Raw genomic sequence first — 20,567 nt, 5'->3', positions numbered from 1 at the left:
GAAATGAAAGTGGTTCAATTGTAGTACGCCATTCCGCGCCTAAGCTACGTACTCCGACGCCCCCAGCGTTCATGTCATATGAGTCAGGAGACACATTGTGAGAATCGTAGAAATTCGCGAGAAGACCTTCCCCATCAGCTCGCCCATCCGTAACGCCTACATCGACTTCAGCAAGATGACCCTCAGCCTGGTTGCCGTGATCACCGACGTGATCCGCGACGGCAAGCCGGTCGTCGGCTACGGCTTCAATTCCAACGGTCGCTATGGCCAGGGAACCCTGATGCGCGAGCGCTTCATTCCCCGCATCCTGGAAGCCGATCCGGAGTCGCTGATCGACGCCACCGGCAACAACCTGGATCCGCACAAGATCTGGGACACCATGTTCAAGAACGAGAAGCCGGGCGGCCATGGCGAACGTTCGGTGGCCATCGGCACGATCGACATGGCGGTCTGGGATGCTGTCGCCAAGATCGAAGGCAAGCCGCTGTTCCAATTGCTGGCCGACCGCTACGGCAATGGGCAGCCCGACCGCAAGGTGTTCGTCTACGCCGCCGGCGGCTACTACTACCCCGGCCAGGACCACGGCAAGCTGAAGGACGAGATGCGCAGCTACATTGACCGCGGCTACACCGTGGTCAAGAAGAAGATCGGCGGCGCTTCGCTGGACGAGGATTTGCGCCGCATCGATTCGATCCTGAGCGTGCTGCAGGATGGTCAGAAGCTGGCCGTCGACGCCAATGGCCGCTTCGATCTCGATACCGCCATCCAGTACGCCAAGGCGCTCTCCCAGTACGATCTGTTCTGGTACGAGGAGCCGGGCGATCCGCTGGACTTCGAACTGCAAGCCACGTTGCGCAACTACTACGACAAACCGATGGCCACCGGCGAAGATCTGTTCTCGATGCAGGACGCCCGCAACCTGATTCGCTACGGCGGCATGCGTCCGGATCGCGACTACCTACAATTCGACTGCGCCCTCAGCTATGGCCTGGTGGAATACCTGCGCACACTGGACATGCTCAAGCAGCACGGCTGGTCAGCCAGCCGCTGCATTCCGCACGGCGGTCATCAGATGTCGCTGAACATTGCCGCGGGCTTGGGCCTGGGCGGCAACGAGAGCTACCCTGACCTGTTCCAGCCATTCGGTGGCTTCCCCGATGGCGTCAAGGTCGAGAAGGGCTACCTGACGATGCCGGACCTGCCCGGGATCGGCTTCGAAGGCAAGTCGGACCTGTATAGCGTGATGCAGCAACTGTCGGCGTAAGCCACAGCATTTCAAAAACATAAACGGAGACAACCATGTGGATTAAGCAAGCGGCAATCCGCGCCGCCACCCTATGCATTGTTAGCGGTCTCTTCGTCACATCCGGCTACGCACGTGCCGAATATCCGGAGAAGCCTGTCACCCTGGTTGTCCCGTTCGTGGCTGGCGGCCCGAGCGACAAGATCGCGCGCGACGTCGCCGAATCGCTGCGCAAAACGCTCGGCACCACAGTCGTCGTGGAGAACACCGCTGGTGCCGGCGGTACCATCGGCACGGCGCGTGTCGCCCGGGCGACCCCGGACGGCTATACACTGCTGGTTCACCATATCGGTCTCGCGACGGCGCCGGCGTTGTACAAGAAGCTCGGCTACAAGACCTCGGACCTGGAATTCCTCGGGCTAATCAACGAGGCTCCGTCGACACTGATCGGCAAGACGGCGCTACCGCCCAACAACCTGCCCGAACTCAAGAAGTTTATTGCGGCGAATGGCGGAAAGCTGAACCTGGCCAACGCAGGCGTGGGCTCGGCGTCGCACCTCTGCAGCTTGCTGCTGCAAAGCACGCTGAAAAGCGACATGACTTTCGTACCGTACAAGGGAACGGCGCCCGCGATGTCCGACATCATGGGCGGGCAAGTCGATTTGATGTGCGAGCAGGCCACCAACAGTACGCCGCAGATTGAAGCCAAGAAGGTCAAGGCGTTTGGGGTGACAAGCGCCCAACGCTCGACCGTACCGGCTTTGGCGAACATCCCGACACTCAACGAAGCCGGTTTGCCGGGATTCAACTTCACCGTCTGGCACGGTTTGTATGCGCCTCGCGGTACCCCGCCAGCCGTACTTGAGAAGATTAACAAGGCCCTGCGCGCTGCGCTGAAGGATCCGGCGCTAATCAAACGTGAAGAGGCCTTGGGCATCACGGTTGTCACCGACGATCGTCTCTCACCGGCAGGCCATAAGAAGTTCTTCAACGAAGAAGTTAATCGGTGGACGAAAGTCATCACGGACGCTGGCATTCACCCGGAGTGACTGCATAGCGCTTCCCACGGGACGGGGCACCTGGTTCGGTGCCGTCCCGTCTTTCCCCAACATTCTTGATCGCCAGGCGGCTCCGATGTACTGGAGCTGCCATAGGGCCCCGTGCGTCCGAAGCTTGGCGGTTGCACCACGAATCGCACCTGCAGGAGACAACAGTGCGGCCTTCATTTCTAAAGAAACACCTATCGAAGCTGTACGTTCAGGTTCTCATCGGCATCGTTGCCGGGATTCTTCTCGGCCACTTCATGCCGGATCTTGGTGAACAACTGAAGCCACTGGGCGACATCTTCATCAAGCTGATCCGGATGCTGTTGGCGCCCATCATCTTCGCCTCGGTTGTGGTCGGTATCGCGAGGATGAACGATATCCATGAGGCCGGTCGCGTTGGCGTGAAAGCGGTCATTTACTTTGAGATTGCGTCGACCGTAGCGCTTGCCATCGGGCTCATCGTCGTCAATGTGTTCAAGCCCGGCCATGGCATGAATATCGATCCCACACAGCTCGATGGCGGTGCGATCAAAGCCTACACGACTGCGGCAGAGCACCACACGATGCTCGACTTCCTGATGAGCATCGTACCTAACACTGTGGTGGGCGCGTTCGCGAATGGGGAGATGCTGCCGATCATCTTCTTCTCGATGCTCTTGGCCATTGCGTTGGCACGGCTGGGTCCCCGCACGGCCCCCTTCGTCGACATGCTTGATATGTTCCTTCACGCCATGTTCGGCGTGGTCAGGATCGTGATGCATGTGGCCCCGATCGGTGCGTTCGGCGGCATGGCGTTCACGGTTGCCAAGTACGGCATCGGTACGCTGGCCTCCTACGGCGAGTTGATGCTCTGCCTCTACCTGACGTCCATCGCGTTCATCGTCCTGGCGTTGGGTGCGGTGATGCGGGCGTCGGGCCTGTCGCTATGGAAATTCATCCGATACATCAAGGATGAGATCTTCGTGACGCTGGGAACCGCGTCCACTGAAGCGGTTCTTCCGCAGATGCTGGTCAAACTTGAAAGGCTGGGATGCGCCCGGCCCGTGGTTGGGATGGTCTTGCCCACTGGCTACACCTTCAACGCCGACGGTACCGCGATCTATTTGACGATGGCAACGATCTTCGTGGCACAAGCCATGAACATTGACCTGACCATCTGGGACCAACTGATCGTCCTCGGTGTGCTGCTGCTGACGTCAAAAGGATCAGCGGGGGTGGCTGGCGCCGGATTTGTCGCGCTCGCTGCAACACTGGCTTCGATGAACAAGATTCCTGTGTCGGGACTTGTGCTGTTGCTCGGTATTGATCGCTTCCTGAACGAGGCGCGCGCAGTCACTAACCTGATCGGAAACGGCGTGGCAACGATTGCCGTTGCACGATGGGAAGGCGCCATTGACATGCAGAAGGCACGAGACGTCCTGGACGGACGTCGAGATGAGCTACTTGACGACGCTCCAAGTGAGGCCAACGAGCCCGCACTTGCACCACGTCCCAACCACTAATAGCTGGGTCCCGGCCGCCAACGCCGTCGGAACGAAGCACTGCCGGAACTTCACATGAACACCAGGACTGCTGCACCGAGCTTGCGCGAAGCCGCGCTTGAATATCACGAGTTTCCTTCGCCGGGCAAACTGACCGTCTCGCCGACGAAGCAATTGCTTAACCAACGCGACCTATCCCTTGCCTACTCTCCGGGGGTTGCTTACCCCTGTGAGGAGATCGTCGCAGACCCCCTCAACGCTGCCCGCTATACCGCCAGAAGCAATCTGGTAGGCGTGGTCACGAACGGCAGTGCCGTGCTGGGACTTGGCAACATCGGCCCTTTGGCTGCCAAGCCCGTGATGGAAGGGAAGGCTGTGCTGTTCAAGAAGTTCGCCGGCATCGATGTCTTTGACATCGAGCTCAACGAGAGTGACCCTGAAAAGCTGGTAGAAGTGATTGCCGCACTGGAGCCGACGTTTGGCGGCATCAACTTGGAGGATATCAAGGCCCCCGACTGCTTTACAGTCGAGCAGGGCTGCCGCTCGCGCATGCAGATTCCCGTCTTCCACGACGATCAGCATGGTACAGCCATCGTCGTGGCAGCGGCGATTACGAATGGCTTGCGCGTCGTGGGCAAGCATATCGCCGAAGTGAAGCTGGTGGCTTCCGGCGCGGGGGCGGCGGCGCTGGCATGTCTTGATCTGCTGGTTGACATGGGGATGCCGCTTGAGAACATCTTCGTGACCGATCTCGCCGGCGTCGTCTACCATGGACGAAAGGAGTTGATGGATCCGCACAAGGAGCGCTTCGCACAGGACACGCCCGCCCGCAGGCTAGGGGAAGTCATTAACGGCGCCGACATCTTTCTTGGGCTGTCAGCCGGTGGCGTGTTGAAGGAAGACATGGTCAAGGCCATGGCACCGCAGCCCTTGATCTTCGCCCTGGCCAATCCGACACCCGAGATTGCGCCGGAGATCGCGACTGCCGCCCGTCCCGACGCCGTGCTAGCAACAGGCCGGGCCGACTATCCCAACCAGGTCAACAATGTGCTTTGCTTCCCGTTCATTTTCCGGGGGGCGCTGGATGCCGGGGCGACGACCATCACGCGGGAAATGGAAATCGCCACCGTCAACGCCATTGCGGAGCTGGCGAGGCAGGAACAAAGCGACATCGTATCGACAGCGTACGGCATCAAGGAGCTGAGTTTCGGACCCGAATATCTGATCCCGAAGCCGTTCGACCCGCGCCTGATCGTGAAGATTGCCCCTGCGGTAGCACAGGCGGCCATGGATTCCGGGGTTGCCACGCGGCCCATCGAGGATATGGAAGCGTATCGCCAGCATCTGCAACAGTTCGTCTATCACAGCGGCAACCTGATGAAGCCGGTCTTCCAGCAAGCGAAGAGCGTCGCTTCTGCCAGAAAGCGCGTCGTGTTTGCAGAAGGCGAGGAAGAGCGCGTCCTGAGGGCGGTACAGATCGTCGTCGACGAACAACTGGCAACGCCAATCCTCGTCGGGCGACCGGATGTCATTGCGAAGCGCATTGAGAAGTTGGGCTTGCGCCTGCGCCCGGACAGCGACTTCGCCGTGGTCAATACCGAACACGACCCGCGCTACAAGGATTTTTGGCAGTCGTATTACCGGATCATGGCCCGACGAGGCATCAGCGAACAAATGGCGAAGCTGGAAATGCGGCGCCGCACCACCTTGATCGGCGCCATGCTTGTCGAAAAAGGGGAAGCCGATGGCATGATCTGCGGAACGGTAAGCACACCGCATCGACACCTGCATTTCATCGATCAAGTCATTGGCAAGAGAGCAGGTGCCAATGTGTTCGCTGCATTGACCGGCCTGGTGTTGCCCGGACGGCAGATATTCCTGGCCGACACCCACATCAATATCGATCCCTCTGCCGAACAACTGGCCGACATCGCCGTCATGGCAGCGGAGCAGGTGCGCCGGTTCGGTATTGAACCCAAGGTTGCGTTCGTTTCCCACTCCAACTTCGGGACCAGCGACTCGGCATCGGCCCAGAAGATGCGTAGGGCTCTTCAAGCATTGCGTGAGCGCGCTCCGCAGTTGCAGGCAGACGGCGAAATGCATGGTGACATTGCGCTGGATGCCAGCCTGCGCACGGGTAGCTTCGAGCTTGGTTTCGAAGGTGATGCCAATGTACTCATCCTGCCGAACATCGATGCCGCCAACATCTCGTACAATTTCCTGAAGGCGGCCGCGGGTAACAACGTGGCGATTGGTCCTATTCTCCTCGGCGCTGCCCGGCCAGTTCACGTGCTCACCGAGTCCGCGACGGTACGACGCATTGTCAATGTCGCTGCGCTGCTGGTCGCCGAGGCGAGTGATCGCGACAAGGACCCCAATATTCTGCAAAGCTGATCGCAAAATGAGCGACGCAAGCTTTAACGGTTGCCGAACCCGCCGGCTACTGGGGTCTTGATTCCTTCTCGTGTAATCCAGTCTGGTGCCGTCGTGCAGCTACCTGCTGGACGAAGCGCTACTTTGGAGGTTGAGGTGGCCTTTTGCTTTTCTCGTACGGTTTCGCCACGAGACGAAGCGTTCGACGCGGCATCGATGATCGAGTATGCAGCCTGGCTGTCGAAGTAGGCTGTAGCAGATTCCTGGATCGGAAAGCGGTGGGTCAGCCCAGCTTTATCGCGGATAACGTTGGGTTTCACGCACTGTTCTCGGCGGCAAGCTCACTCAGGCCGATAGCACCGCCTTTGAGAAAGTTGCCGCGCTCTGGCGCGATGGCGAGCGGATTGCCAACTCCCTGGTTGGGATCAGACCGGACAATGCCATTCCTATCCCTCGGCTTCCTTTGGAAGAGTTTTGCCCAGCAGGGTCACAAGATTGAGGAAGGGTCCATGGTCACCACTGGTACGGTGACTGCCCCTGTGGATGTTACCGGGAGTGGCCATTACGAAGCGCGCATTGGAGAGACTGGCCTTGCGTTTGCTCTTACGCAGGAGGATGGGCGCTAGTTGAACGTCTGTAAATTGACGATGTTCGGTCAGAGCTGAATTCATTTGTGGCAGACGGCTTTTGGCCGGGAGGTGACCTCCGCCGGTCGCTACTCGATCAGCTCTTGTCGCCCTAAGCTTAAATGCTCTCATGGCCGTCATGACTACGCCCCGCAGGGACACGGGTTCGGTAACGTTCCGGACAAACCTGCGCTCGCGCTCTGACCTGCATACCCGGCCAGTATGTCAAAATTCGTTTCCGATCGACCGGTTTCGTTGACCGGTCATGTGCGGGTGTTTGAGAATGGTTCGTCGCCAGACAACGGCGACCAGGTTTAGCAGCCTGCTTGGACACTCACAGAAGAGGGCTTGCGCAGCAAGCCCTCTTCTACACGCCTTCGCACGCCCATGCACAATGGGCGAGCCTTGGCTGGGGAGCCCTCGGGCTCGCCGGGTTTCCGAGTGTCCCGGTCTGCTAACCCTGCCCTGTGCTCGCCCACCCGATTAGCAGCGGACCGCGAGCCTCCGTCACTCACACTTGGAGGTTGCAATGCAAAGCACAACCCCGGCTCCCCAGGAGCCCACTCTCGCCCAAAAAGCTCAACTGGCCGAAAACGTGGCCAAAGTGGACCGCGCCCAGGCCCGCCCCCGCGCCAAAGCCGCTCCGCCCCCACCCAGCAAAGCCGTCACCCTGGAGGAGCAAATCCTCGAGGCCACTGACGACATCCTCCGCGTCAGCGCCGGCCTTCAGTCCTTCCTGACCTTGCTGGACCTGCAGAGCGACACCATTCTCCAAGGCATCGGCCTCCACGCCCTGCTTTTGCCGCTCAAGCAACAGCTGGACGAGAGCGCAGATCGCCTGCAGGCGTTGGTCTGACCAGGGAGAGCCTGCTTACCCGCCCGACGGATGAGCAGCGCTGAAAAGCAAACGGCGCGAGCCAACTGGTCTCGCGCCGTTTGCATCCCCCTCATTGGCGCCGTGCGTCTCAATGAAAATCCCGGCTCCCCACCATCAACCGTCCCAGCATCGGACTCAGGTCCACCAGTTCCTTGGCCACCAGGTGGCGCACGTCGCCCTGGCGCTGCCAGGTGCCGACCACGCCCAGCAGCGTGGCGCCCAGCACCTCCTTGCGCTGGCGCTCGACCAGGTCGGGCCACAGGATCAGGTTGATGCTGCCGGTCTCGTCCTCGATGGTGGCGAAGATGGTGCCGCTGGCGGTGGACGGGCGCTGGCGCACGGTGACGATGCCGCAGGCGCGCACGCGGCGGCCGTTGGCGCAGCGTTCGAGCTGGCTGGCAGTGACGAAGCGCATCGCCGCCAGCTTGTGCCGCAGCAGCGCCAGCGGGTGCGACTTGAGCGACAACCCCAGGCTGGCATAGTCCGCGGTCACATCTTCGCCGAGGCGCGGCGCCGGCAGCGCGAGCGCGGCCTCGGCGGGCGGCGCTTCATACAGCAGGTCGCGGTGTGCGGCATGCGCGGCCGCGGCGCGCGCCTGCCAGCGGGCCTGGCGGCGGTTGCCGGCGAGCGGCGCGAGCGCGTCGGCGGCGGCCAGCACGTCGATGTCGTGGCGGTCCAGGCCGGCGCGCAGCGCCAGGTCTTCGACACTGTCGAAGGCACGCTGCGCGCGCGCGGCCTCGATGCGCAGCGCCGCGGCCTCGCGCATGCCCTTGACCCGGCCCAGGCCCAGGCGCACGCGCGGATGCGGCGGCCGCTCCTGCCGAATGATGGCCGCATCGGACTCCGCCACCGGCTCCAGCGTGCTGTCCCAGCGGCTGATGGTGACATCCACCGGCAGTACCTCCACATCATGGCGGCGCGCGTCCTGCACCAGCTGCGAGGGCGAATAGAAGCCCATCGGCTGGCTGTTCAGCAGCGCGCACAGGAAGGCCGCCGGATGGTGGCACTTGAGCCACGAACTCACGTACACCAGCTTGGCGAAGCTGGCCGCATGGCTTTCGGGAAAGCCGTATTCGCCAAACCCCTCGATCTGCTTGCAGATCGCCAGCGCGAAGGATTCCGGATAGCCCTTGCCGGTCAGCGCCCGCACCAGCGCGTCCTGGTGCTGGCGCAGGTCGCCGCGCCGCCGCCATGCCGCCATCGAGCGGCGCAGCTGGTCCGCCTGCCCCGGCGAAAAACCCGCCGCGTCGATGGCCAGCTGCATCACCTGCTCCTGGAAGATCGGCACGCCCAGGGTGCGGCCCAGCACTTTCTCGATTACCTGGTTGAAGTAGACCGGCGGCTTCTGCGTGCGGCGAAAGGCCTCGCGCCGCTTCAGGTACGGATGGACCATGCCCCCCTGGATCGGGCCGGGCCGCACGATCGCCACCTCCACCACCAGGTCGTAGTACTCGCGCGGCTGCAGCCGCGGCAGCATCGATTGCTGCGCGCGCGACTCGATCTGGAACACGCCGATGGTGTCGGCCCGGCAGATCATGTCGTAGGTCGGCTTGTCCTCCTTCGGGATGTCCTCCATGCGCGCCGGCAGGCCCGCGCGCGCCGGATCGCGGCTGGGGTTGGGGATCATCTCCAGCGCGCGCCGGATCGCCGACAGCATGCCCAGCGCCAGCACGTCGACCTTGAGCAGGCCCAGCGACTCCAGGTCGTCCTTGTCCCACTGGATCACGCTGCGGTCGGCCATGGCCGCGTTCTCGATCGGCACCAGCCGCGACAGCTTGTGGCGCGCGATCACGAAGCCGCCCACGTGCTGCGACAGGTGGCGCGGAAAGCCACGCAGCTGCGCCGTCAGGCTGGCCCACTGCTGCACTGCCGGGGACTCGGGATCGAGCCCGTAGCGGGCGATCTTGTCGACAAAGCCCGGGCCGCCGTCCCACCATGCCTGGCCCTTGACTACCTGCTCCACCACGCTGGCGTCGATGCCGAGCGCGCGGCCGACGTCGCGCAGGGCGCTGCGCGAACGGTAGGTGATCAGCGACGCCGCCAGCGCGGCGCGATGACGGCCGTATTTGTCGTAGATGTACTGAATCACCTCTTCGCGCCGCTGGTGCTCGAAATCCACGTCGATATCGGGCGGCTCGTCGCGCTCGCGCGACAGGAAGCGGCCGAACAGCAGGTTGGCCTGTTCGGGGCTGACCTCGGTCACATACAGGCAGAAGCACACCAGCGAATTGGCGGCGGAGCCGCGCCCCTGGCACAGGATGCCGCGCGAGCGCGCAAAGCGCACGATGTCGTGCACCGTGAGGAAGAACGGCTCGTAGTGCTTTTCCTCGATCAGCTCCAGCTCTTCCTTCAACTGCGCTTCCCACTCCGGCTTGAGGCCGTTGGGAAAGCGCTCGCGCTTGCCACGCTCGACTTCCTTGCGCAGATAGGAGATCGGGGTCTCGCCGGGCGGCACCAGTTCCTCGGGATACTCGTAACGCAGCGTGCCCAGCGAGAAATCGCAGGTCTCGGCAATCTTCAGCGTCTGCGCCAGCGCCTCGCGCGGGTACAGGCGCGACAGCACCTGGCGCATGCGCAGGTGCTGCTCGGCATTGGGCGCCAGCGCCATGCCGCATTCGGCCAGCGGCTGGCCCAGCCGGATCGCGGTCAGCACGTCGGACAGCGGCTTGCGCGAGCGCACATGCATGGTGACCGCGCCGGCCGCGGCCAGCGGCACGCCGGTCTGCGCCGATACCGCTTCAAGGCGCGCGCGGTGCAAGGCATCGGCATGGCCCTGCAACTGTTCCAGCGCGATCCAGGCGCGCTCGCCGAACACTGCGCGGCACCACTCGGCCTGCTCCAGCAGCCGTTCCGGCTCGGCGCAATAGTCGGGCAGCAGCAGCGCCACGCAGCCGGGCATGCCGCGCAGGTGGGCGATGTCGCCGGCCGGCGCGGCGAGGTCTTCGGGATGCAGCCGGTAGCTGCCCTTCTGCGCGCGCCGGCGGCCCAGCGTGATCAGCTCGCTCAGGTTGCCGAAGCCCTCGCGGTGCTGCGCGATCAGCACCAGCCGCAGCGGCGCCTGTTCCGGTCCATTGGCCGGGATCAGGCTGAAGCGGCTGCCGATCAGCAGCGAGAACGCATCGGCGGCGCGGGCCAGCGCCTGCAGCCGCTGGTGGCGGCTGGCGTGGAAGCCGGGATCGTCGTCGCCGCTGCCGAAGGCATCGGCGTCGTCGAGCAGCGGTTCATCGATGCCGTCATCGGCGCCGTCATCGACACCTTCATCCACGCCCTCAGCGACCCGTGCCGCGCTGCGCGCCACCGCGTCGTGCAGGCGCTTGCGCAGGGTCTCGATGGCATCGTGCGCGCGCGCGGTGCCGGCCACCGAGCATTCATCGGTCAGCGCCAGCCCGCGGTAGCCCAGGCCGAAGGCGCGCTCGATCAGTTCGCCCGGGTGCGAGGCGCCGCTCAGGAAGGTGAAGTTGGAGATGCAGTGCAGCTCCACGTAATCCGGCAGCGCCGGCAGCAAACCCGGCAAGGACGCAGGCAACGAGGGGGGCAAGGGCGGCGCGCTCATGCGAACAACCCATGCAGGAACCAGCGATACTCGCCGCCATCGTCCTGCGCGGCATGGCCCGGACGCTCGCGGAAGATCCAGCAGCGCAGGCCGTCGGCGCGCTCGGCGATAAAGTAGTCGCGCGTGGCCAGGGCCCCGTCCCACCAGCCGGCCTCGATGCGCTCGGGCCGGCTCAGCAGCGCCAGCGGGCCGCCGTGGCAGGGCCGGTGGCGCTGCACCGGCAGCGGCAGCGGTTGCGGCAGCAGCCACAGCGGGCGCTCCGGCTGCGGCTCGGGCAGGCTGGCGGGCTTGCCAGCGGGCTCGTCGACCGGGCACCAGCGGTTGGCGCGCTCGGGCCGGTGGTCGGCCAGCGGGCGCGGCTGCAGCACGTTGTCGCGGCCCAGCCGCGCCATCAGCGTATCGAGCAGGCGGCCCAGGTCTTCCGGCGTGCCGCCGGGCTCGGGGAACAGCGCATCGCTTTGCGGCACGCACGCGGCCATGGCTTCCACGCGCAGCGCCAGGCCGGTCACGGGGGCATGGAAGCTGAGCTGGTCGAGCTTTTCGCGCAGCAGCCGCGACAGGTGCGCGGGATCGCGGCTGGGCTGGGCCAGGCCCAGTGGCACCGGGGTGCCTTCGGTCGCCGCGCCGCGCCGGTAGCGCTCATGCTCCAGCACCAGCACGCAGCGCGTGACGCCGGCCTGCTGCACCGCCAGCCAGCCCGCCAGCGCCAGCAGCAGCCGCTGCGCGCCGGCCAGCACGGCTTCGGCGGATTCGATCCGGCCCGGCAGGTCCATGCGCTGCGCAAACGCGGGCGGCGCCACGAACCAGACAAAGCGCGCCGGCGCCTCGCCATAGGCCTGGTCCAGCCGCGCCAGCAGCGCCGGGCCCAGCCGGCGCGTCAGGCCCGCGCGCGGCAGGCGCCGCACCTCGCCCAGCGTGCGGCAGCCGATGCCGTCCAGCCAGGCCGGATCGGCCAGCGTATGCAGCGCCTCCACCGGCAGGCGGTCGAGCAGCCGGTGCAGGCGCGCCATGCCCACCGCCCGGCGGCCGGGCCGCACCACGCCGCGCCGCGTGCGCCGCAGCGGCTGGCGCGCCAGCCAGGCGGCGCCGTGCGCGGTCGGGCCGCAGCCCACCTGGGCCACGGTGCCCAGCTGGCGCACGCAGGCCCGCACCGCGCGGCACAGCGCGCGATGGCCGCCGAACAGGCGCAGGCTGGCGCCGGCATCGAGCATCAGCGTGGCCGACTCCGGCTCCTCGTCGACGGTCACGCCCGGGGTGAAACGCAGCAGCGCCAGCGCCACCGCTTCCATCAGCGCGGCTTCGGCGGCCGGGTCGCGCTCCAGCTGCACGATATCGGCCGACAGGGCCTGCACGCCACCGCGGCGCATGCCATAGCGCACGCCCAGCTGCATCGCCGGACCATTGGCCAGCACCACCTGCTCGCGCGCCATCACCGCCACCGGCAGCGCATGGTGCAGGGTGGCGGTGGACACGCTCGCGGGCGCCAGCTCAGGCCAGTTGGGCTGCAGCGCGTCCAGGGGCAGGCGCGGCAGGTGCACCGCGATCCAGTACGGCATCGGATGAAAGCTGAGAAGACTGCGCCAGCGGTTCGGGCCCGGCGGGCACCGCCGCAGTTGCCCCTGCCGGCACCGGCCAGGCGGCCGCGCGCGTGGCCGCCGCCATGCCGTCCAGGCGCAGCAGCAGCGGCGTGTCCCGCACCGGCCCGCGGCGCTTGTGGAAGGTGATCGACAGCATGTTGCCGGGCAGCGGCGCCAGCAGCAGCCGCAGCACCGCGGGCGACGACTCGCGCAGCGCCGTGGCCGGGCGCAATGCCCAGGCCACCGCGTCGCCGGCCTGCGCCAGCACCTGCAGCCGCCGCAGCGCCTCGGGGCGCGCCGCCGGCAGCCACACCAGCACGCCGCCAAAGGCCTGGCTGCGCAGCACCTGTTCGGCGGCCCACAGCATGTCGGCCTGCTGCGCGGCCCTGGCCGCTTCGGCCGGAGCACGCACCCAGTAGCACTGCCGCGCCGGCAGCCCGGCCGCGGCCAGCCCCATCGCATTGGGCAGGTAAGGCGGCGCCACCAGCGCAATGCGCCGCCCCGCCGCGGCCAGCGTGCGCAGGGCTGGCAGCAGCAGGCGCATTTCCCCCGCGCCGCCCTGCGTGGTCAGCAGTTCGGTCAGGCCGCCGGCCGGCCAGCCGCCGCCGGGCAGTTCCGCCGACAGCGCGTCATACCCGGTCGGGCACACCGCGGCCCCGCCGGCGCGGCCCAGCTGGCCGGCCCGCCACAGCCCGGGATAGCGCTGCTCGAGCGCCGACAGCGCCTGCTGGCGCTCGGCCGGAGCAGGCCAGGCGGGCCCTGAGGCCGCCGGCGCAGGGAAAGGCAGACCCTCCGCCGCCCTGGGCGGGGCTGCATGCAATGGCGCAGTCATATGAAGTTAGCGTCGCTCGCCGGCAGGGCGAGGATTTAGGATATTTACGATGACTGTATATTTATACAGTATCGGTGACAAGGCAAGGGGTAACGGAAGGAGGTGGAGGCAGCGGCACTGCGGAGCCTCTCGACGAGGCGCCAAGTCCACTCGCGCACGCAGGTCTTTGGCCACTGAAGTTGCCATGCACTATCATTCCATAGAATGATTATCTTATAAAAAAGCTTCTATCGAATGATATGCACGAGGTCCATCAAGGCAGGTATCATTCCAAAGAATGATTTTTCTCGTTGACTAATGCTATGTCATTAATCTCCCAATGCCGCCAGCTGCGCGAAGCCAGGGGCAAGAGCCTGGGCGAACTCGGCCGGATCCTCGGCATGGCGGCGCAAAACCTGTCGGCCATCCTGCTCGGCAAGAAGGACAGCCGCGCTTCCACGCTCGAAGCGCTGGCCGCCGCGCTCGACGCGCAGTGGGTGCTGGTGCCCAACGAACGCCTTGCCGAAGTCCGCCAGGTGCTGGAAGGCAAGGGCGGCGGCCCCGACCGCGGCGCCCGCGCCGCGCTCGACATCTTCCTGGAACAGGAATGAGCTACGCCCTGCATCCCCGCTTTCTGGAGGTTCGGCTATATGACCGGCTCTGCGGCTACCTGTGCGAGGCCGGCGGCAATGTCCGCTTCGTGCCCGCCGATGAATTCCGCGGCGACACCGACCGCCCCACGCTGAGCCTGTCGATCACGGTGCCGACCGAAGCCGGCCGCCGCGCCACCGCCGAGGTGCTGGACAACCCCTTCCATCCCGCGGTCTACAACACCGGCCATGAGTTGCCGCCCTACTTTGCCGGCCTGCTGCCCGAAGGCGAGCTGCGCAAGCGGCTGGAAGCCACCCGCAGCCAGCCCGAAGACAAGGACGACTTCGGCATCCTGGCCTCGGCCGGCAACGACCTGCCCGGGGCCGTGGTGGTGCGGCCGGCGGACATCGGCGCCCTGCCCGCCTATGCCCGCGCCTATGGCGTGACCGGCGGCGCCGACAACCTGGAGATCGCCGTGGTCGAGGGCGCCACGCAAGGGGCCGCATCGGTGTCCGGCGTGCAGAACAAGCTGGCGCTGTCGACGGTGCAGGATGGCAAGCGCTACACGCTGCCGAGCCACGGCAAGCTGTCCGACATCATCGCCAAGCTGCCGGCCCGGAACGACGACGCGCAGGTGTTCAACGAATCGGTCTCGATGCAGCTCGCGGCCGCCGCCGGCGTGCATGTCGCGGCCACGCGCGTGCTGCCCATGTCGACCATCGCGGTGGAGGGACTGGCCGAGGCCCTGGGCGAGGACCTGCACTACCTTGCCGTCGACCGCTTCGACCGTACCCCGTCCGGGCGCGTCCATGCCGAGGACGGCTGCCAGATGCTGGGCCGGATGCCGGCCCGCAAGTACGCCAGCATCGACGGCTACGTGCAGCTGGTGGCCACGCTGTACCGGCTAAGCCCGAGCGGGGTCGAGCATGTGCGGCAGTTCTTCCTGCGCCAGGCGGTCAATACGCTGATCGGCAACAGCGACGCGCACCTGAAGAACTTCTCGGTGATCTACCCCAACGGCGTGCTGCCGGTGCTGTCGCCGGCGTACGACATCGTCTGCGTGGCCGCGCTGCCCGGCTTTGCCTCGTACGGCCAGAACGTCGCCATCGACCGGCTGCAGCGCGAGGAAACCCTGGCCATGTACGAGGCGATCGCCGAGAAAGCCGGCGTGCCGCGCCGCATCGCCACCGCCGCGGTCAGGGAAGCGGTGGCGCTGGCGCATGCCCGCTGGCCGCGCCTGCTGGACGAGCTCGACGCCCCGCCGGCCATCCGCGAGGTCGTCACCGCGCGCCTGGCGACGCTGCCGCTGGCGCGCATCGCGCGCCAGCGCCGGTGAGTGCCCGCGCCGCGTGGCGGCACCTAAAGCATCGCCATCGCGGATAATGCGCCATCCACCCATCGACCTCGCCTCATGTCCGCCAGCAGCCCCAGCCCCCGACGCATCGACTGGACCACCCTGTTCCTGCTGACCTTTCCCCCGCTGAGCTGGGCCGGCAATGCCATCGTGGGCCGGCTTGCCGCCGGCACGGTGCCGCCGGTCGCGCTGAACTGGGCGCGCTGGGTGCTGGCCGGCATGCTGCTGGCACCGTTTGCCTGGCGCGGCGTGGTCGAGCACCGCGCGGTGCTGCGCCGGCACGCGGGCGTGATCACCGCCATGGGCATCCTGTCGATCGCCAGCTATAACGCGCTGCAGTACCTGGCGCTGACCAGCTCGACGCCGATCAACGTGACCCTGATCGGCGCCTCCACGCCGCTGTTTCTGATCGTGATCGGCGCGCTGTGCTTCGGCGAACGGGTCCGGCCCTGGCATGTCGCCGGCGCGCTGCTGTGCATGGTCGGCGTGACCTTCGTGCTGGTGCGCGGCGAACTGGCGCGGCTGGCGCAGCTGGACCTGGTGCCCGGCGACCTGTTCATGCTGGCGGCCACCATCGCCTGGAGCGCCTACACCTGGCTGCTGCGCAAGCAGCGTCCCGCGCTGCCCCTGCCGGTGCTGCTGTTCGCACAGATCGTCACCGGCGTGCTGGCCAGCGCGCCGGTGACGGCATGGGAACTGCTGACGCTGGATCATCCGCTGCAATGGAACGGCAAGGTCGCGGGCATCCTGCTCTATGTCGCGACCATCCCGTCGCTGCTGGCCTACTTTGCCTGGGACCGCGCCATCGCCCGCGCGGGCGCGCAGCTGCCGGTGTTCTTCATCACGCTGACGCCGGTCTTCGCCGCGCTGCTGTCGACGGTGCTGCTGGGCGACTGGCCGCGCTGGTACCACGGCGTCGGCCTGGCCGCGATCGCGGCGGGCATCTGGCTGGCGCAGCGGCGCTGACGGCGGCCAGCCCCGTTCAGCGCGCCATGACCTTGTCCGGCGTCATCGGCGTGCTGCGCAAGCGCCTGCCGGTGGCGTGATAGATCGCATTGCTGATCGCGGCGGCAACGCCGACCAGCCCGATTTCGCCCACGCCCTTGGCGCCGAGGCTGCTGACCACGCGGTCGTCCTCGTCGACGAAGATCACGTCCAGGTCCTGGATATCGGCGTGCGAGGCGATGTGGTACTCGGCGATATTGCGGTTCATGAAGCGGCCGAGCGCATGGTCGCTGTGCGTTTCCTCGTGCAGCGCCTGGCCGATGCCCCACACCATGCCGCCCAGGATCTGGCTGCGCGCGGTCTTCGGGTTGATGATGCGCCCGGCCGCCACCGCGCTGACCACGCGCGTCACGCGCACGGTGCCCAGCGCCTCGTCGACGCGCACCTCGCAGAACACGGCCGAGTGCGCGGCGCGCGTGTACTGCTTCTGCTTGAACAAATTGGGCAATTGCAGGAACGATGCCTCGATCTGCTCGCGCCGGGCCGCTGCCATGATGCCGGTCAGCGGCAACGACGCGTCGGGGTCGGGGCCGCCGCGCAGGCTGACCTGGCCGTGCGCGAACACCAGGTCCTCGTAGCGCGCGCGCTCGAAGCCGGAGCCCTGCATGCGCCGCGCCATGTGCCACAGCATCCGGCGCAGCTTGTCGCACACGCCGTCGACCGCGCTGCCGACCGTGGCCACATGCGACGAGCCGCCTTCCACGGGCGCCACCGGCAGCTCCGAATCGCCCAGCACGAACGTCACCTGCTCCAGCGGCAGGCCCAGCGACGCGGCGGCGATCTGGCTCATCACCGTCAGCGTGCCGGTGCCGATGTCGGTGGCGGCACTGGCTACCTCGAGCCGGCCGTCGGCGCGGAACACCGCGCGGGCGCGGCTGAACATCTGCAGCGCGTCCCAGGTGCCGCTGGCCATGCCCCAGCCGACCAGCTCGTGGCCAGCGCGCATCGAACGCGGCTGCGGTGGCCGTCCGGCCCAGCCGAACCGTTGCGCGCCCTGCGCGTAGCATTCCCGCAGTGCCTTGCTCGAGAACGGCAGGCCGCTGGCGCCGTCGCGCTCGGCGTAGTTTTTGAGCCGCAGCGCCAGCGGGTCCATCCCCACCGCATAGGACAGCTCGTCCATCGCCACCTCGATCGCATGCACGCCGTGCGCGGCGCCCGGCGCGCGCATGTCGGCCGGGGTGGGCTGGTCCAGGTCGACCAGTCGATAGTCCTGCCGGCTGTTCTCGGAGGCATAGAGCTGCGTGGACCAGTTGACCACCACCTCGACGTAGTGCTCCATGCGCGAGGTCTCGGCCACGGCTTCATGGATCAGGCTCACCAGCCCCCCATCGGCGTCGGCACCCAGCCGGACGCGCTGCCAGGTCTCGGGCCGGTGGCAGAAGGTGAACATCTGCGGCCGTGTCAGCACCACGCGCACCGAGCGCTCCAGCGCCAGCGCCGCCATCACCGCCAGGATCAGCTGGTACTGCGGCCGCAGCCCCGAGCCGAACGCCCCGCCCACGTATTCATTGCGCACCGTGACCTTGCGCTTGGGCAGCCCGAACACCCGCGACACCATCCAGCGCGAATTCTGCGAGCCCTGGGTCTTGTCGTAGATGGTCAGGTGGCCGTCGCCGCCGCGGATCACCGTGGTGGCGTGCATCTCCATCGGATTGTGGTGTTCCACGCCGCTGTAGAACTCCGCGTCGACCTGGAAAGGCGCGCGCGCGAAGGCGGCGTCGGCATCGCCGCGCGCCCTGGGCGGGCCGGAATAGCCCGCCTTGAAGCGCATCGGCTTGCCGGCGCGGCCCAGGTGCTCCAGCAGGCTGGTCTCGTGCGGCCACGCCTGGTAGCGCACGCGCACCAGCGTCGCGGCATGGCGTGCCGCCTCGAAGGTCTCGGCCACCACCAGCGCGACCGGCTGGCCGCTGTACCAGATGCGCGCGTCGTGCAGCGGCTTGAACGGCGAACCGGCGGGCGCGACCATGTCCTTGTAGAACAGGTCGAGCGAACGCACGCGCGGGCGGCGCTCATGGGTCAGCACCTCGAGCACGCCCGGCACCGCCAGCGCCGCGCTGCAATCGATCGACACGATGCGTCCGCGCGCAATGGTGCTGTTCACCACCACCCCGTGCGCAAGGTCGAAGGCCGGATGCTCGGCGGCATAGCGCGCCGTGCCGGTGACCTTGGCCACGCCATCGAGGCGCGGGACCGGCGTGCCGATGCCGACCGGGCCCGTGCCGGGGCGTGCGCGCGGCGTGCATTGCGGGATCGGATCGTTCATGGCTGCTCCTCCTCGCTGAAGGCGTCTTCGCCGGTATTGCTCAGCACGCCGGCGACCGCCATTTCCAGCGCGCGCACGATCGCGCGCTCGGCCAGCGCAATCTTGAAGCTGTTGCCCGGCAGGCTCTCGGGCACGGCCGGGCCGCCCCAGGCGCGCGCATCGCGCAGCAGGAAGCGGGCCGCGGCGGCAAAGTGTTCGGCCGTGGCGGGCCGGCCCTGCAGGTGCGCCTCGGCCTCGGGATCGCGCCACGGCTTGTGGGCCACGCCGCCCAGTGCCAGCCGCGCGGCACGCACGGTGCCATCGTCGGCAAGGTCCAGCGCGGCAGCCACCGACACCAGTGCGAACGCAAACGACGCGCGCTCGCGGATCTTCAGGTAACAGGCACGGCGCGCGAACTCGGCGGCGGGAGGCAGCACGATGTGGGTGATCAGTTCGTCGGGGCGCAGCGTGGTGTCGATGTGCGGGCGGTCCTCCGGCAGCCGATGGAATTCATGGAACGGAATCTCGCGGCGGCCGCTGGCCGAGGCCACGTGCACCACCGCGCCCAGCGCCGCCAGTGCCACGCACATGTCGGACGGATGGGTGGCGACGCAATGCTCGCTCGCGCCCAGGATGGCATGCTGGCGCGCCAGCCCGGTCGCCGCCGGGCAGCCGCTGCCGGGATCGCGCTTGTTGCAGGGCACGCCCGGATCGTAGAAGTAATAGCAGCGCGTGCGCTGCAGCAGGTTGCCGCCATTGGTCGCCATATTGCGGATCTGCGCCGAGGCCCCGGCCAGGATTGCCGCGCGCAGCAGCGGATATTGCGCGCGCACCAGCGGGTGCTGCGCGGTATCGGCGTTGCTGGCCAGCGCACCGAGCCTGAGCCCGCCCTCCGCCGTGGCCTCGATCATCCGCAGCGGCAGTTGCCTGACATCGACCAGCGCGGCCGGATGCATCATGCCGCCCTTCACCAGGTCGATCAGGTTGGTGCCGGAAGCCAGGAAGTGCGGCGCGTGGTCGTCGCCAAGGCTTTGCACGCCGGCGTCCCGCTGCGCGGCGGCGATCGACTGCAGCGCCGCTTCCACCGTGGCCGCGCGCTCATAGCGGAACGGGTTCATGATGGCTCCTGGTCGTGGTCAGTCAGCCCGGCGACCTCGGCGATCGCCTCGACGATCTGCGCATACGCGCCGCAGCGGCACAGGTTGCCGCTCATGCGCTCGCGGATCTCCTTTCGGCTTGCCGGCGGATGCTCGTTCAGCAGTCCCACGGCGGAGCACAGCTGCCCCGGCGTGCAATAACCGCACTGGAACGCGTCGTGGTCGATAAAGGCCTGCTGCAGCGGATGCAGCGCACCCGTGTCGCGATCGGCCAGCCCCTCCACGGTGGTGATGTCGGCGCCGTCATAGGACACGGCCAGGCACAGGCACGACTTGATGCGCCTGTCGCCTGCCAGCACCGTGCAGGCGCCGCATTGGCCGTGGTCGCAGCCCTTCTTGGTGCCGGTGAGCTGCAGTTGCTCGCGCAGCAGGTCCAGCAGGATCACCCACGGCGCCAGCAGCAGCTCGTGGGTGATGCCGTTGATGTGCAGCGTGGTGGGGATCTGTTGCAGTGCGCCGGCCTGGGATGCCGGGGGAGCAAGCGGGTCTTCCAGTGCCATGGGCGCCTCCGCTGGGTCATGTTCGTGGGGGAATGGAACGAAGGCAGCAAGCGTCATGCCATCAGGCTTCGCCGGCTTCACCACGTCGCATCCGACGAGCGGCGCGTGCCGCCGTCCCGGCCGGCTTTGCA

Annotated in this window: 15 protein-coding genes; 8 read left to right on the top strand and 7 right to left on the bottom strand. The window is 66.8% G+C overall.

What is annotated here, in order from left to right:
- Positions 1–97: 97 nt before the first annotated feature.
- The 4 genes from U9J39_RS11695 to U9J39_RS11680 all read left to right on the top strand — a co-directional run bounded on the left by U9J39_RS11695 (position 98) and on the right by U9J39_RS11680 (position 6,164).
- Entirely contained in the window at positions 98–1,264 is a 1,167-nt protein-coding gene (locus tag U9J39_RS11695; RefSeq protein WP_025581662.1) for a mandelate racemase/muconate lactonizing enzyme family protein, read from the top strand.
- Between the two features lie 35 nt (positions 1,265–1,299).
- Positions 1,300–2,292, top strand: a complete 993-nt coding sequence (locus U9J39_RS11690; RefSeq protein ID WP_025581663.1) for a tripartite tricarboxylate transporter substrate-binding protein — start codon at positions 1,300–1,302, stop codon at positions 2,290–2,292.
- Positions 2,293–2,456: 164 nt separating this feature from the next.
- Positions 2,457–3,791, top strand: coding sequence for a dicarboxylate/amino acid:cation symporter (locus U9J39_RS11685; RefSeq protein ID WP_025581664.1), 1,335 nt, complete (start codon positions 2,457–2,459; stop codon positions 3,789–3,791).
- Positions 3,792–3,845: 54 nt separating this feature from the next.
- Entirely contained in the window at positions 3,846–6,164 is a 2,319-nt protein-coding gene (locus U9J39_RS11680; RefSeq protein WP_326347103.1) for an NADP-dependent malic enzyme, read from the top strand.
- A 23-nt stretch (positions 6,165–6,187) separates the two neighbouring features.
- On the opposite strand, the gene U9J39_RS11675 is transcribed toward U9J39_RS11680, so the two are convergent.
- Positions 6,188–6,463 carry a hypothetical protein gene (locus tag U9J39_RS11675; RefSeq protein WP_145987348.1) on the bottom strand — a complete coding sequence of 92 codons (276 nt, stop codon included), beginning with the start codon at positions 6,461–6,463 and terminating at the stop codon, positions 6,188–6,190.
- A gap of 835 nt (positions 6,464–7,298) precedes the next feature.
- On the opposite strand from U9J39_RS11675, the gene U9J39_RS11670 reads away from it, so the two are divergent.
- A complete protein-coding gene (locus U9J39_RS11670; RefSeq protein ID WP_326347102.1) occupies positions 7,299–7,625 on the top strand; it encodes a DUF1484 family protein in 327 nt (108 codons plus the stop codon).
- A 109-nt stretch (positions 7,626–7,734) separates the two neighbouring features.
- Here the strand turns inward: U9J39_RS11670 and U9J39_RS11665 are convergent, their stop codons facing one another.
- From U9J39_RS11665 to imuA, 3 genes are read right to left on the bottom strand one after another with little or no spacing between them, the layout of a single operon-like run.
- Positions 7,735–11,199 (bottom strand): error-prone DNA polymerase, encoded by a 3,465-nt coding sequence (locus U9J39_RS11665; protein WP_115713509.1) that lies wholly within the window; start codon positions 11,197–11,199, stop codon positions 7,735–7,737.
- Entirely contained in the window at positions 11,196–12,755 is a 1,560-nt protein-coding gene (locus tag U9J39_RS11660) for a Y-family DNA polymerase (protein ID WP_326347101.1), read from the bottom strand. The genes U9J39_RS11665 and U9J39_RS11660 overlap by 4 nt, the downstream gene beginning before the upstream one ends.
- A complete protein-coding gene (imuA, locus tag U9J39_RS11655; protein ID WP_326347100.1) occupies positions 12,688–13,608 on the bottom strand; it encodes a translesion DNA synthesis-associated protein ImuA in 921 nt (306 codons plus the stop codon). Before imuA ends, U9J39_RS11660 begins: the two co-directional genes overlap by 68 nt.
- 302 nt (positions 13,609–13,910) lie before the next feature.
- On the opposite strand from imuA, the gene U9J39_RS11650 reads away from it, so the two are divergent.
- From U9J39_RS11650 to U9J39_RS11640, 3 genes are all read left to right on the top strand, one after another.
- Positions 13,911–14,198, top strand: coding sequence for a helix-turn-helix domain-containing protein (locus tag U9J39_RS11650; RefSeq protein ID WP_172581835.1), 288 nt, complete (start codon positions 13,911–13,913; stop codon positions 14,196–14,198).
- A complete protein-coding gene (locus tag U9J39_RS11645) occupies positions 14,195–15,514 on the top strand; it encodes a type II toxin-antitoxin system HipA family toxin (RefSeq protein WP_326347099.1) in 1,320 nt (439 codons plus the stop codon). Before U9J39_RS11650 ends, U9J39_RS11645 begins: the two co-directional genes overlap by 4 nt.
- A 75-nt stretch (positions 15,515–15,589) precedes the next feature.
- The gene (locus U9J39_RS11640) at positions 15,590–16,498 is read left to right on the top strand and encodes a DMT family transporter (RefSeq protein ID WP_326347098.1); all 909 of its coding nucleotides are present in this window, start codon (positions 15,590–15,592) and stop codon (positions 16,496–16,498) included.
- Between the two features lie 16 nt (positions 16,499–16,514).
- Here U9J39_RS11640 and U9J39_RS11635 read toward each other — a convergent pair whose 3' ends face one another.
- Genes U9J39_RS11635 through U9J39_RS11625 form a run of 3 tightly spaced genes read right to left on the bottom strand, consistent with a single transcriptional unit; the run spans position 16,515 to position 20,436 of the window.
- On the bottom strand, positions 16,515–18,800 hold the full coding sequence (locus U9J39_RS11635) for a xanthine dehydrogenase family protein molybdopterin-binding subunit (RefSeq protein ID WP_115713514.1): 2,286 nt from the start codon (positions 18,798–18,800) through the stop codon (positions 16,515–16,517).
- Positions 18,797–19,897 carry an FAD binding domain-containing protein gene (locus tag U9J39_RS11630; protein ID WP_326347097.1) on the bottom strand — a complete coding sequence of 367 codons (1,101 nt, stop codon included), beginning with the start codon at positions 19,895–19,897 and terminating at the stop codon, positions 18,797–18,799. The genes U9J39_RS11635 and U9J39_RS11630 overlap by 4 nt, the downstream gene beginning before the upstream one ends.
- Complete coding sequence (locus U9J39_RS11625; protein WP_326347096.1) at positions 19,894–20,436, bottom strand: (2Fe-2S)-binding protein; 543 nt, start codon at positions 20,434–20,436, stop codon at positions 19,894–19,896. Before U9J39_RS11625 ends, U9J39_RS11630 begins: the two co-directional genes overlap by 4 nt.
- Positions 20,437–20,567: the final 131 nt, after the last annotated feature.

The organism is Cupriavidus sp. SS-3, from assembly GCF_035818815.1.
In the GTDB taxonomy this organism is placed as follows: domain Bacteria; phylum Pseudomonadota; class Gammaproteobacteria; order Burkholderiales; family Burkholderiaceae; genus Cupriavidus; species Cupriavidus taiwanensis_C.
The sequence above is the reverse complement of the archived record's forward strand: the minus strand, read 5'-3'. Positions and strand labels throughout refer to the sequence as shown.

Bases quoted from the DNA above. Each gene is read 5' to 3' on its own strand.
- U9J39_RS11690 (WP_025581663.1), top strand. From the start codon at position 1,300: ATGTGGATTAAGCAAGCGGCAATCCGCGCCGCCACCCTATGCATTGTT.
- U9J39_RS11680 (WP_326347103.1), top strand. From the start codon at position 3,846: ATGAACACCAGGACTGCTGCACCGAGCTTGCGCGAAGCCGCGCTTGAA.
- U9J39_RS11670 (WP_326347102.1), top strand. From the start codon at position 7,299: ATGCAAAGCACAACCCCGGCTCCCCAGGAGCCCACTCTCGCCCAAAAA.
- U9J39_RS11665 (WP_115713509.1), bottom strand. From the start codon at position 11,199: ATGAGCGCGCCGCCCTTGCCCCCCTCGTTGCCTGCGTCCTTGCCGGGT.
- U9J39_RS11660 (WP_326347101.1), bottom strand. From the start codon at position 12,755: ATGCCGTACTGGATCGCGGTGCACCTGCCGCGCCTGCCCCTGGACGCG.
- imuA (WP_326347100.1), bottom strand. From the start codon at position 13,608: ATGACTGCGCCATTGCATGCAGCCCCGCCCAGGGCGGCGGAGGGTCTG.
- U9J39_RS11650 (WP_172581835.1), top strand. From the start codon at position 13,911: ATGTCATTAATCTCCCAATGCCGCCAGCTGCGCGAAGCCAGGGGCAAG.
- U9J39_RS11645 (WP_326347099.1), top strand. From the start codon at position 14,195: ATGAGCTACGCCCTGCATCCCCGCTTTCTGGAGGTTCGGCTATATGAC.
- U9J39_RS11640 (WP_326347098.1), top strand. From the start codon at position 15,590: ATGTCCGCCAGCAGCCCCAGCCCCCGACGCATCGACTGGACCACCCTG.
- U9J39_RS11635 (WP_115713514.1), bottom strand. From the start codon at position 18,800: ATGAACGATCCGATCCCGCAATGCACGCCGCGCGCACGCCCCGGCACG.
- U9J39_RS11630 (WP_326347097.1), bottom strand. From the start codon at position 19,897: ATGAACCCGTTCCGCTATGAGCGCGCGGCCACGGTGGAAGCGGCGCTG.
- U9J39_RS11625 (WP_326347096.1), bottom strand. From the start codon at position 20,436: ATGGCACTGGAAGACCCGCTTGCTCCCCCGGCATCCCAGGCCGGCGCA.